The sequence below is a fragment of the Aromatoleum evansii genome, from assembly GCF_012910805.1.
Classification (GTDB): domain Bacteria; phylum Pseudomonadota; class Gammaproteobacteria; order Burkholderiales; family Rhodocyclaceae; genus Aromatoleum; species Aromatoleum evansii.
The window spans coordinates 38,311-51,534 of sequence record NZ_WTVK01000040.1; the positions used below are offsets into that span (position 1 = coordinate 38,311).

General features: G+C 64.3%; 8 protein-coding genes. 2 read left to right on the top strand and 6 right to left on the bottom strand.

Annotation, left to right across the window (positions count from 1 at the left end):
- Positions 1 to 45: 45 nt before the first annotated feature.
- The 6 genes from GO615_RS19180 to GO615_RS19205 all read right to left on the bottom strand — a co-directional run bounded on the left by GO615_RS19180 (position 46) and on the right by GO615_RS19205 (position 9,734).
- The gene (locus GO615_RS19180; protein WP_169130991.1) at positions 46 to 1,890 is read right to left on the bottom strand and encodes a GGDEF domain-containing protein; all 1,845 of its coding nucleotides are present in this window, start codon (positions 1,888 to 1,890) and stop codon (positions 46 to 48) included.
- A gap of 86 nt (positions 1,891 to 1,976) precedes the next feature.
- Positions 1,977 to 3,926, bottom strand: a complete 1,950-nt coding sequence (locus GO615_RS19185; protein WP_169130975.1) for a methyl-accepting chemotaxis protein — start codon at positions 3,924 to 3,926, stop codon at positions 1,977 to 1,979.
- A gap of 198 nt (positions 3,927 to 4,124) precedes the next feature.
- Positions 4,125 to 4,883, bottom strand: a complete 759-nt coding sequence (locus GO615_RS28675; protein ID WP_211167227.1) for a hypothetical protein — start codon at positions 4,881 to 4,883, stop codon at positions 4,125 to 4,127.
- Positions 4,880 to 5,545 carry a ParA family partition ATPase gene (parA, locus tag GO615_RS19195; RefSeq protein WP_169130977.1) on the bottom strand — a complete coding sequence of 222 codons (666 nt, stop codon included), beginning with the start codon at positions 5,543 to 5,545 and terminating at the stop codon, positions 4,880 to 4,882. The genes GO615_RS28675 and parA overlap by 4 nt, the downstream gene beginning before the upstream one ends.
- A 711-nt stretch (positions 5,546 to 6,256) precedes the next feature.
- On the bottom strand, positions 6,257 to 8,287 hold the full coding sequence (locus GO615_RS19200) for a bifunctional metallophosphatase/5'-nucleotidase (protein ID WP_169130979.1): 2,031 nt from the start codon (positions 8,285 to 8,287) through the stop codon (positions 6,257 to 6,259).
- 169 nt (positions 8,288 to 8,456) lie between these two features.
- Positions 8,457 to 9,734, bottom strand: coding sequence for a glycerophosphodiester phosphodiesterase family protein (locus tag GO615_RS19205; RefSeq protein ID WP_169130981.1), 1,278 nt, complete (start codon positions 9,732 to 9,734; stop codon positions 8,457 to 8,459).
- A gap of 370 nt (positions 9,735 to 10,104) precedes the next feature.
- On the opposite strand from GO615_RS19205, the gene GO615_RS19210 reads away from it, so the two are divergent.
- Positions 10,105 to 11,943: an alkaline phosphatase D family protein gene (locus GO615_RS19210; protein WP_169130983.1), complete on the top strand. Its 1,839-nt coding sequence runs from the start codon at positions 10,105 to 10,107 to the stop codon at positions 11,941 to 11,943.
- A 321-nt stretch (positions 11,944 to 12,264) separates the two neighbouring features.
- Positions 12,265 to 12,810, top strand: a complete 546-nt coding sequence (locus GO615_RS19215) for an SDR family NAD(P)-dependent oxidoreductase (protein ID WP_211167233.1) — start codon at positions 12,265 to 12,267, stop codon at positions 12,808 to 12,810.
- Positions 12,811 to 13,224: the final 414 nt, after the last annotated feature.

The window sequence follows — 13,224 nt, forward strand, 5'->3', positions numbered from 1 at the left end:
TAACCGCGACTCGGAGTAGATGGGGGAGACAAGGATGGCTGGAGTTCATCTTGCCGAACCCGGCGATCCTGCGCTTAGCGCGCCGGACTTCATTCCGTTCATGCTTTCCGCGCGTCCACGCAGCGGAATGATCTTGGCGTTGAGCTCCCGATGCAGGCCGCCGCTCGAAACCTTCGCGATCTTTTTCGCCGCAGCTGCGGCAATGGCGACTTCCTCCGGATCGCGGAAGCGGCCGGCGGTCACGATGACCTGACCGACCGCGATTGTCGTAAGCGGGAAGAAGGCGACAAATCCGCGGCGATCCTCGCTGAAGAATCCGCCTTGTTCCAACTCGCGGGGATCGAACAGGGCTCGGGCCTCCCGGTTGAACTGCTCGACGATGCTTGCGCAGCGCTCCTTCCAGTCATCGCTCTGGAACAACACAACGAAATCGTCACCGCCGACATGGCCGACGAAGTCCAGGCTACGGGCGCAGCGGGCGGCAATCACCCGCGCGGCGAGCTTGATCATCTCGTCGCCGCGCCAATAGCCATACAGGTCGTTGTACGGCTTGAAGCTGTTGAGATCGAAATAGCAGGCCGCAAACGGTCGTCCAGCGTCCAGCAGGCGCCCAATATGCTCGGTCAGCGGAATGTTTCCGGGGAGCAGCGTGAGCGGATTGGCGTGGCGCGCCGCCTCGACCCGCAGTTCCGTAATCGCGCGCACGAGGCTCTCCCCGGTGGCGATGCCCGAGTATCGGCCGCCGGCCGTCACGATGAAACCGTCATGCAGATAGCGCTGATCCTCACCGGTCAGCACGTTTACGAGCGAATCGAGCGGCGCGTCCGCCTCGGCGCAGAGTGGTGCAGCATTCATGAACTGACTTACGGACAGTCGGCTCGACAATTCGCGGTGGAACGGATGGGTGTAGCGTTCGACGAAATCACGCCGATTTACGAGCCCCACGGGCCTTCTGTCGCTCACGACCGCGATCGCGTGCAGCGCAGGGTTGGCGTTGAAGATCCGCAAGAGTTCCCCGCAAGGCAGGTCGGGAGGAACGGAGGGCGCCTCGACGCGCAACCGCTCGACGCTGTATCCGACTCGACGTGGTGAATCCGTCGGAATGACCGCGATTTTCGGCGAGCGCAATACCGCCGCAACTGCATCGGCGAGCGCTGCCTCCGGTGAAGCAGACGGCCGCCCGATGCAGTAGCCCTGCGCATACTGGCACCCGAGGTCGCGCAACACGGCGAGTTCGCCGACGTCCTCGATGCCTTCAGCGACCAGGGGCGTGCCGAGCACGTCGGCGAGCCGCACGACGGCGCGAATCACTTCCACCTTGCGGGCGTCGCCTTGCAGGCCCTGCACGAAGAACCGATCCAGCTTGACGAGCTGCGGCCTCAGCTGCACCCAAAGGCGCAAGCTCGAACGGCCGTCACCGAAATCGTCGATCGCAAACGCGACGCCGTGCGCGCCGAGCACCTCCATCGCCCTCTGCAGCGCGGCGACGTTTTCGACTCGCTCGTGTTCGGTGAGCTCGAGTACGATTCGCGACGCTACGACGTCTGCAGCGGTGGCGGCCTGCAGCAGGATCGCGCCACCGTCGCGGGCAAGCTCCTCGATCGCGGGCGCGGATGCGTTCAGGAACAGACGCCCGGGAAGACCTAGCGTACCGAAGGCTGCGATCGCGCCGCAGCATGCCCGCTGCTCAAGCTCCACCATCCGTCCTTCGCGCTTCGCGAGCCGCAACAGCTCCTCAGGGGCGCGCAGCGGGCTGCCGGCGGGACCACGCATAAGGGCTTCGTAGCCGAAGACGCTGGCACCGCCGATGTCGGCGATGGGCTGAAACTCGAACTCGAGGGATGGCAGCTCGACGGCGGATGGGCCGGACCGGTTCGGTTCTGTTTGCATGGCGACTCCGCATCCGTGGGGATGCGCTCTCTGTGAAGATTTGGTTACCCCGGGCCCGGGCGGCTTCGCGGACGTGCCCCGCCCACTCACACCTTGAGGTCCACGACGGCCGTCCGCAGATTCCCGGAAAGCAGCAGCAGGTCGTCGATGGCCCCGCCAGTCTGCTGGGCCGTGAGGTGGTTCTCGCCCGCCATCGAAGACATGTTCTCGATGCTGCGCGCGATCTCGTTGCTGGCTTGCGTCTGGGCCTGGGTCGCGTCGACGATCTCCGCAACGAGCGTTGCCGAACGGCTCACCTCCCCATGGATGGAATCCAGGGCTGCACGCATGTTCGCGAACACGGTCGCACTGGCGCCGACCCGGTCGCTGCCGTGGCGTATGCCGTCAACCGCGTGCCCGATCCCGGCATGCATCTCCCGGATCGTCGCGGCGATCTCGCGCGTGGAGCTTCCCGTACGGTCCGCGAGCTTGCGCACTTCGTCGGCGACCACCGCAAACCCGCGTCCGACCTCACCGGCACGCGCGGCCTCGATTGCGGCATTGAGGGCGAGCAGGTTCGTCTGCTGGGCGATCTCGTCGATGACGCCGACGATCGTTTCGACGGCGCGCGAGCGTTCCTCGAGCGCAAGGACTGCCGCAACGGCCTGCCCGATATCGTCGACGATGCGCTGCATCTCCGCCGCGCCGCGAATCGCGATCTCGCGTCCCTCGGAGGACAATGCGGCCGCTTGACCGACGATCCGACAAGTATCCTCGGCATGGGCAGCCACCTGCTGCACGCTCACCGCCAGTTCCTGCACCGACGACGACGAGCGCGCGGCAGCGTCGCTCTGGCGCGCCGACGCCGAGGTCACCTTCGCAACCTGCTCGGTGAGCTCGCGCGCCGCCGATTGTGTTTCGCCCGCAGCGGCTGCCACCTCCCCGATCAGGCGCGCAAAGCTGTCGGCCATTGCATTGAAGCCGCTGCCCACCTGGCCGATCTCGTCATGCGTGCGGACTTCAACGCGCGCCCGCAGGTCGCCGTCCCGAACGGCGCGTGTGGCGCTGCCGAGTTCCCGGATCGAGCTCAGGATGGACACGTAAGCACCGGCAAACAGGTAAGCGATCAGTGCGACCGTGAGCGCGGACGCCACGACGATTGCGCGCAGCACGGCGCGCGCCTCATCGATGCGCGTCGCCAGCAATTGGTCGATCTTCGGCACGAGAACGTCTGCCAGCGCCATCGAGGCATCGCGTGCCGCACTGCCGCGGGCGTGGAAATCGCTGGGTGATGAATCGAGTTCGATCGCATTGACGAGCTTTGTCGTCAGGTATTCCTGCAGGCCGAGCGTTGCGGCGTTCAGGTCGGAGAGCCGCGGTTCGAGCGCCTCACGCACGTGAGAAACGGATTCCCCGGTCTTTTCGACACTGCGGCCCATCCATGTGAGCAGCGGATCGAAACTCGCACGCATGACCCCGACTGCCTCGCGCTGCGAGCCGCTGATGCGCCCGCGTTCGAGGATGCTCACGCCCAGATTGCGCGCCTCGCCGAGCATCTGTAGCAGGGGGACGAGTTGCTTGTCGAGGAGATCGACCGGCGCCTGCAACGCGACAACGTCGTTGAGGCCGAGGCCGCTGGCATCGACGACCGTCTCCCGCAGTAGGAACAGTCCGGCCAGGAGGGCCTCGCGCGCGGACTCCGCCGAATCGGCATCGCCCGCGGCGCGCGATGCGAACGCGTCCCACTGCCGCCGGAGCTCCTTGCCGGCCGCTCCTGCAAGGGGGTGCTCGAACACCGCCGCGTCTCCGCGCAACGGGGCATTCGTCGCGATGTCGTGGTCCTGCACGTTACGGATCAGCGAGAGCAAGGGGAGCTGCAGCGCAAGGCCTTCGCGTTGCAGCTCGATCCGTTCGATCGACCCCAGCGCATCGCGCAGCACGAAGACCGCGAGCACGGCCAGGGGGATCGCGAAGAGGACAAAGGTCCCGAGCAGCTTTCCGCGAAAGCTCAGTCGGCCCGAAAGCCGAACGGCGGGATACAGGATAAGGTGCGACACAGGTTGCGACACGACGAAAGTTATAGAAGCAGAAGCGGGCGAGAATACCGCCGCATCGTGTCCGTCGCGTTACAGCCGGAAACAAATCATCCTTTCGGAGCCACTACGACCGTTCTGTTCCCGGTCGACGCGATGTGCCTGCCCGATGCCCCCTAACACGCATCCGTTCAAGGACGACAGGGCGGGCACACCGGCGCTTCAGTGCTTCTTGCTGCGCTTGCCCTTGGCGACGGCGGGCAGCCCATCCAGCAACGCCACGAGTTCTTCGTCGCTGCGCTCGCCTAGCAGGAACAAGCCAGCGCGCAGCACTTCGGACTTGCTCGACAATCGGCCGGTCTTGCCCAGCCGCTCACGTAGCGCCTTGATGTGCCGATGCTCGCTCGCCGGCATCGAGAACGAGTCCCGCACCACTTTTTCCGGCTTCTCCTTCTTTGCGTCACTGACCTTTACCGCAACCGACTTCACTGGGGCCGCCTTTACCGGTGCCTTTTTCGCAGCGATCTCGGCGGGTACCGTTGCGCTTGCACGTCCCGCGCCCGCCCTCTTCGTTACCTTGCCCTTGGTCGGCGCGGTCGGCTCGGCCGTCGCCGGTGCAGCAACGACCGCTTCCGCAGGTTTGACCTTGGGCACGGGCTTGCCGGACCGCGATCTGGCCGCAGGACGCCCAGCCGCCGCCGGGACAAGCTCCTTTGCCTTCGCCGTCTTGGCGGTCACCACCTTTGCCTTTACCGTCTTCATCTTCGCCACCTTGGCCGGTTGCGTATTTTCCGCCTGCGCGGCAGTGGCTTCCTGCGTCCCGACTTCCGGTGCCGTTGCAACCGCTGCAGGCTGCTGCACCTTTTCCCGAAGTTCGCCAACAGCGGCCTGCACATCTTCGCGGAGGCGTTCGGTGATTGCAGCATCCTCCTGCTTGAGTGCAGCGCGCAGTGCTGTACGGGTCTTCGTGCTTGCGTTCATTTCTTGCTCTCCAAGTGTTCGAGAACGGCTGATACGAGTTGATCGACTTCTTCCTGGGCAGCCGCGGCGGCGCGGCCGAGTTCATAAACCGAGGCTCCGAGAACCGCGCTCTGGGCGAAGGCGCTGCGTTGCGATAACGGAGCAGCGAGGACGGGAAGCGTGAAATCGCGCATCACCTCCAGAACGTCCGCGGCCAGCGAGGTGCGCATCACCCGGTTGGGCAGCAGAACCCCCAGCAGGCCCCGCCGCTTTTCCATGCGCTGAAGGATCAGTTTCTCGATCGCGCGTGTCGACCACAGGTCCGTTGGGCTCGGCACAACCGGAACGACAGCCAGGTCGCACAGATCGAGCGCACCGACCGTATTGGGGTGCTCGATCGACGGTGGGCAGTCCAGCAGGATGAAATCGACATGCTGCACGAGCGATCGAAGGTCATGCCTCATCTCATCGAGGCCACCGCCCAGCCGCAGCATCCGCCCCGGAAACGGGGTTGCCGCCGGTGCCGATTCCGCCCACCGCAAGGCGCTCTCCTGCGGATCCAGGTCGCAGACCGCGACCCGATAGCCGCGCAAGATCAAGCCGGCCGCGAGTTGCATCGTCACGGTTGTTTTTCCCGACCCACCCTTCTGCGATACCAAAGCGACGATGCTGCAGCCGTCCATTCCGCACTCGTTTTACAGTAATACTTTATTATCGTATCGAGAAATGGAAGTGGCAAGGGACGGAATCCCCTGCATCTTGGAATCGGATGCACCCGGGTGACGCCGCCCCCCAGGCGTCACAGACACGCAACGCCAGAGGCACATGATCTTCTACACAATCCGGTTCGCATCCTCGCAAGGCGTTCTACGTCTGCGTCCATTTCCCCCTATGCCGGGAAAGGAAAAGCCGTCGCTCAATTCGCTCGGAAGAAGCTTCACATCGGACCATCAAGTTCACGAAACCGTAATACGCGGGGCAAAAAGACAGGCGTAAACTCCTGTTACCTTGTCGTGCTGGCGGCGGTGTGGCGAGTGCCTCGCATTTCACCGCACGCAACACATGAGAGCTCTTCGTGTCGCAAGGAGTAGCCCTAATGCCCGAACAGCGTAGTTCGACCCAACACGGTCACCAAGCCCAAGCCATCGTCGACGGCACGGATTCTGCGTACAACTGGCCAGATGTCTCCCTCGCATATCGGCCATGGGCAACCAAGCCGAAGCGGACGATCGCAGACTTGGTGGACGACCAGGACGCCCTGTCTGATTGGCGCCGAAACCTGGCCCGCTTACGCGCGAGCAGCGCCGACGATCCCACATAAGCAACATGCGTGACAGCGAATCCTGACGGCGGGCCGCCCCCAAATATGGCCCGCGGTCAGCGATCATGCAGAGTCAGTTGCAGTCGACGACCCGGCGAATCCGGTCCTGCGTCCCCGGCACCACTGGACTGTGACTGACGAAGTAGGCCTCGAGCACATCGACATCGACCTCTCCCCCCAGCTGGTCTGTGCCGAGGCTGAAGACGCTGAAGTTGTCGCCGCCCGTCGCGAGGAAGGAGTTCATCGTGACGCGGTAGGTCGCGCCGCGATCGACCGGCACCCCACCGAGCGTCACCGAACCATCGCACACGTAGCTGCCCCCGAGCGAACTCTGGTTGGGTGAGAAGCGATGCTCATACGAGAAGCCCCCGGACACCTGCAGGATGCGACCCGACGCAGGCTGATTGGCCGCCCACTGCTGCTCGAGCAGATCGTAGATCTGCTGCCCGGTCAGCGACTTCACGACCAGGCTGTTGCCGAACGGCTGCACCGTGAAGGCCTCCCCGTAGGTCACCTGGCCGTCGCTCTCCCCGGCAGAACTCCCTGCAAACATGAAATCGGCACGAATGCCGCCCGGATTCATGAAGGCCACGACCGCAGCGCCCCTCTCCACATCCTCGGTCGAACGGAGTTGGGCATCGGCAATCACGTCGCCCAGTGCGGACTCCCCCGCCGCATTGGCGCTGCGGGTAATGTTGGCCGTGATCGAGCCGATCACACGGTTCGCGATCGGCCCCACCAGCGCGTTGTAATTCGCGACGATGGCTGCAATTTCGGCATCCGGAACGATCGGCGTAGCGGCCGCAAGAAAGTTCGTGCGATCGACGAGTCGGTTCCCGGCCTGGGCCGCAATGACGTCCCGGCTTTTCCTGTCGAGCGTGAGGTCGATGCTCGTCACAAGGCGCCCGAAGGAGCCGGCGCTCGTCACCGGGATCGTGCGTCCTGCTGCGTTCGGGAGCGTGCAATCGTAGGCCTGATGCGTGTGGCCGGAAACAACCAGATCGACGGCGTCGTCGAGTCGGCGGACGATGTCGACGATCGGCCCCGAGACGCCGCTGCAACGCTGTATGCTGCCAGGCGCGAGACCCCCTTCATGGACCAGCACCACGATGGCTTCGATGCCTTCGCGGCGCAGTTCCCCGATCAGGCGGTTGACCGTCTCCGCCTCATCGCGGAACTCAAGCCCCGCGATCCCCGACGGCGTCACGATCGAGGGCGTGTCGCGCAGGGTCATGCCGATGAACGCAACGCGGATGCCGCCGAATTCGCGTATGCCATACGCGGGAAACAAGGGGGCACCGGTCGCGGTATCTTCGACGTTCGCGGCAAGGAACTTGAAGGCGGCACCTTCGAACGGCACGGGCGTACCCACCTGTGCGCCCTGGCAGGAATTCGGATCCGTGGGATGACATCCGCCATCCTGCATGCGCTGCAGTTCGCTACGCCCCTCGTCGAATTCATGATTACCCACGGCATTGAATTCCAGGCCGAGGCGATTCATCGTCTCGATGGTGGGCTCGTCGTGGAACAGCGCCGAATTCAGCGGGCTTGCGCCGATCAGGTCCCCCGCCGAGACCACCACGCTGTGCGGTACGTCTGCGCGAAGCTGCCGCACCAAGCCCGCGAGATAGTCGACGCCGCCCGCCGGCACGCCCGTTCGTGCGCCGCTCGGCGTCGTCGCGAAAATGCCGTCTGGATCACTGCGCAGGGTCAGCGCCGCGCCGTCGATGTTGCCGTGGAAGTCGTTGAACGCGATCACGCGCACGCTTAGCGTCTTGCCGACACGGGACCGCGCCGCGGCGCTCGTCAGCTCCCCCGCCTCGCGCACGTCAATGAAAGCGCCTTCGAGCCACTGATCGACCTGATGCGTGACGACGGATACGAAAGCCCCGTGGGACGCGTACTGCGCGCCCTCCGCGGCCTTGTCGATGATCAGTGCGTCGAGACAGGCCTCGCCGATCGGCCGGTTCGCGACTGTAGTGATCACGGCCGCGGGGCCGTCTCCGAGGGTAACCGGACCGCCGCATTCGGGAACGGCCGCAAGGACCGGGCCCGCAAGTGCAACAGCGACGACGGGCACGATGGACTTCAACGTGAGCGACATTTCAGTTCTCCGGGAGCATGGAACGGCGAGCAGACCATTCCCCTTGCTGACAAAGTGCGACTGCGGCGCAGCACCTCAGCGGACCACCGCCACAGAATCCTGACTGAGCGATCGGGAACGAGCCGGGCGGAACGAGGCCGACGAAGCAGCCTCGCCCCTGCCCTGCCCGTTACTTCAGACCCATGCAATTGGCGTAATAAGTGACCGTCGCCGGCCAGTCGCTGAAGATGCCGCGGATGCCTACGTCCCTTGCAAGTACATCAAGCACCTGCATCATGTCGCCCTCGCGCCGGACGGCGGAATCGAAGGTCTGGTAATAGAAGCCGTTGTTGCCGTCGGCCAGCACGCTGGAGCGCTCGAGCGTCCAGGTAATGATGTCGAGACCTGCGGCCTTCGCGTTTCGCGCGTAGTCCGACGGCACGATCGTCCCGGCCGGATCGGTGGCCAGCAAGGCGAAGATCGGCGGCGCGACGATGTTGATCCCTGCCGCCTTGTAGCCCGCCAATTCCGCCGCGCCCGGCAGGTCGCTGACGGACTCTGCGTCGTCGAGGTACACCGCCTGCTCACCGAAGGCCGGTTCCTTGGCGATCCAGTAGAGCACATCGGCCTTGTCGAAGGACTGCGGCCAGACCTTGCTCGGCGGCACGCCGGCGGCCTTGTACTCGTCGATCATCTTCTGCGCGTACGCCTGCTGCGTGAAGCCGTTGAACGGCATGCGCACCGCCGGCGTCTTCAGTTCGGGCGTCATCATCACGCCGAGCACCTTGAAGAGTTCGATGCTCTCCTTGTGCGTCATCAGCGTACCGCTGGTCGGGCCGGAATAGAGATCCGTGCGCCAGTTCGCGGTGCCGCCCATGAATTCTGCGACGGTAAGCGCGCGCGGGTTGAAGGCGTCCATCTTGCCGCGCAGCTGCTTGAACTCCGCCAGCGTGATGTCACTCGTACGGCACTCGGCCCTGGCGGGACTCAGCATGTTGCCCGCGGCATCGAAGGTCGCCGGAGTGAAGGGCACCGTGCATTTCGCAGCAAGCTCGGGAATCGCGAGGATGTTGGTCGTCGTATGCAGGTCGTTCTGTGCATGGCGGCAGACGAGCTCCCTGTCCTTCGTGAACACCACATCGCACTCGACGATGCCTGCCCCCATCCGGGCCGCCGCCTCATATGATTCGCGCGTGTGCTCAGGGAACTGCATCGCGGCCCCGCGGTGGCCGATCGAGAATTCCGTGCGCTTGAATGGGCCTTCCGAGCAGGCGAGCAGGTCCTGCTTTAAGGGGCTGTCAGCCATGTCATCGACAAGGAAAAACGGACGTGGGCCGAGCTGGACGCTGTCTCCATGACCCATGTTGTAGTTCTGGCCGGACATCGCGCCCTGACCTGCGAAAGCGGAGTGGGGAAACATGGCGACCAGGGCGGTCACCACCATCAGGTCATTCAGGATCATACGCATGGAAGGCTCCTCATTGACGAGCTGCGGTGGGGGTGGCAGGCGAATCACTTTGCCAATGCAGGTGCCTACGCTATTCCTCTTGTATTGCCCTCGCATGACAGGAACCGCAGCGCTGCGACGCTATTGGGGTCGCGAATCGATCGAGTTCGATCGCACCGGGAAGATCTTCCGCGGCCGCCCCTGGAGCAGCCCGAGGACTGCATCGGCGGACTATTCGACTGATCCGCATCGGTCAAGCGAACGCATGATCCGCGTTTCCCGTCTCAGCCCACCCGCGCGGCATTCCCCTTGCAACGCAATCGCAATCCCAGCTTGATCATTCCTTCATGAACACCGGCGAGACTGGCCGCAACCCAGCCAGGAGCCCGCCATGCATCGCCCCGGTCGTCGCCGATTCATCCGCAACTTCACGCTGGGAGCAGCCGCAGCAGGTGGCGCATTGACGCTATCGAGCTTTCAGTCGCTGGCGAGCCCGAGCACGGCGGATGCGACCACGCGGGGCGAGGAAAAATCGTCATTTCTTCACGGCGTCGCGAGCGGAGATCCGCTCTCGGACCGCGTGATTCTCTGGACGCGGGTGACACCGGAACGGCCCGGTCCGCAAACGGTCGTGTGGCAGATCGCAGCAGACGCGGATTTTCGCCACATCCACCGCACGGGCTTCTTCGTGACTGGTCCGCGGCAGGACTACACGGTCAAGGTGGATGCGACCGGGCTCACGGCGGACACGACCTACTTCTACCGCTTCAGGGTCGGCGAGCAGTTTTCACGCACCGGACGCACGCGGACCCTGCCCGTCGGTCCCACCGAGCAGGTGAAACTGCTGGTGTTCTCCTGCTCGAACTACCCGGCGGGCTACTTTCATGCCTACCGGGAGGCAGCGCGGCTGGAAGGCATCCATGCTGCCGTGCACCTCGGTGACTACCTGTATGAATACCAGCGCGGTGGCTACGCCTCCGAGGACGCTGCCGCGCTCGGGCGTGAGGTGGAACCCGGGCATGAAATGACGACGCTGGCGGACTACCGGCTGCGTCACGCCCAATACCGCACCGATCCGGACCTTCAGACCCTGCATGCCGCCGTCCCCTTCATCTGCGTCTGGGACGACCACGAGATGTGCAACGACGTGTGGCGCGAGGGAGCCGACAACCACGACGCGGATACCGAAGGGGATTTCTTTGTCCGCCGCGCGGCAGCCGTGCAGGCCTATCACGAGTGGATCCCCATTCGCGCACCGGACTCCACCGACCGCCAGAAGATCACGCGCTCCTTCGACTTCGGCGACCTTGTCAGCCTGCACATGCTGGATACCCGCCAAATCGCGCGCGACAGGCAACTCAACTTCTGGGATTACCTCTCTACCGAGGGCGAGCTCGACGAGGCGCGATTCTCGCGCGATCTCAACGACCCGACGCGGCAGCTCATCGGCGAGGCACAGACCGCTTGGCTGGAACAGGCCATGACCCGCTCGGGTGCGCGCTGGCAGGTGCTCGGGCAGCAGGTGCTGATGGCGCGCATGAAAGTCCCTGCGCCGGTCGCCCTCGACCAGTTGGGCATCTCCGAGTACCTCGCACTGCGCGACGAGGCCACGCTCATACCGGCCGCACTGAGCGGACGGGACCGCGACCGGCTTGCCGGCACACACCTCCCCTACAATCTGGACGCATGGGACGGCTACCCCGCCGCCCGCGAAAGCGTCCTGGCCATGGCGCGTGACCTGGACAAGAACCTCGTGGTGCTCGCCGGCGACACACACAACGCCTGGGCAAGCAACCTCACGGACGAGAATGGCATTGCGGTTGGCGTGGAATTCGCGACCGCATCAGTGTCCTCCCCGGGCCTCGAGCACTACCGCCCAAGCGAGCAACCCGCCGCGCTGGCGACCGGCCTGGTCCGGCTCATCGAAGCGCTGGAGTTTGCCGAAACAGGCCACCGCGGTTTCATGGTTGTGACCGCCACCCCCGATCACTGTCAGGCGACCTGGCATTTCGTGAGCACGGTCAAGAGCCCCAGCTACAAGAAGATCACCGGGCCGACGCTGCGCGTTTTGCCGGGCGCGGGAAATCGAGTGCTGCGCCCGGCAGAACACGCACTCCCTGTCGCGGTATCCCACCCCACAGCGCGGACACAGGGTAGCGCACTGCACCTGAACGCAAGACGGGCTTCGGTGCCGTTCGGTAATAGACCAGGATCCGCGAAGGCGGGCTGATTCTCATCAGGGTGACGCAAAAACGCGCGCCTGAGCGTCAGCTGAAACGTTCAGATTATTTTTCATTGCGACTCGCGACTGAAAGCCACATCGGTGCTGATGTCTGAACTGTTTCAGCGAACGATATTCCCGCTCGCTCACGGACGCAAAATCGCTCTACGCTACCAGCCATCCGTCGGACAATCCCGGAAATCGAAGGCCCACGCGCTGCCGCCCGTACGACATCCGGATCCTGTTCGACGAACGTCCTCCGCCACTCATCCCTATCGACACAGCGCGACCACGCGGCCCTCCGGTCCCACGTGACGCGGACCGTTCGCGCTGTGGCGTACGGCCGTCGAAGCAGCGGGCCGCATCCATGGTCTCATCAACAATGCCGGCATCCGCACTGAGATTTCTATCGAAGCGTCACCAGAGGACTGGAAGGCCGCTTGGGAGAAGGAATTCCAGATCAACTTATTCGCCGCCGCTGACCTTTGCAAGGAAGCGATCCGGCACTTCAAGGAAAACGGTGGAGGGCGGATCGTCAACATGGCAAGCCGGGCCGGGCAGCGCGGTTATGTCGGCGATGCGATGCCCTACGGGGCAACCAAGGCGGCACTGGTCAACCTGACCAAGTCCATCGCTCGATCGTTTGCGCAGGACGGCGTGACGGCCATCGCTATCGCACCGGGCTGGATACGGACAAACATGGCCGAAGAGTTCATCGCGACGCATGGCAAGGCCGCTGCGGTCGCTGATATTCCCATCGGCGAGATGGCAGCGCCATCAGACGTTGCCGAACTCGTTGCATTCGCGCTCCGGCCCTCGCAAGCCTCACTCAACGGCACTACCCTGGATTTCAACGGCGGTAGCTATATCCGGTAATCGGTGCTGGCAGGAGGCAAAGTTGCCGGACTGATCCGAAAATCCGCCCGGCAAGTACGAAATTGTTCGAAACCTTGCCCGGCACGTTCATTGGGACCTTGAAGCCAGCGTTTCTGCACAGGCTCGGCCGTTAGTGCCAGTTCGGTCGTGTCGCTCCAGAGGCGCCGTTGCTACGGCGGCTGCGACGACGAGTAGCAGCTTCCCCTTCGGGAATGCGCTGTCCACAGTGCCGATGTCGATGTGCTGGGTGAAATTGTCGGCAGACCGCGCTACCGCCCCGGCGCAGCGTCGATCGAGCGCTACGACCTGCATGACCGAAGGCCCGCCCAACGATCGGGACGACCTGCACATCGGCGCTGACCTGCGTCGCCGCCCGCACGACGCCCTCATCAACCTGTCTCTTATACAAATCTC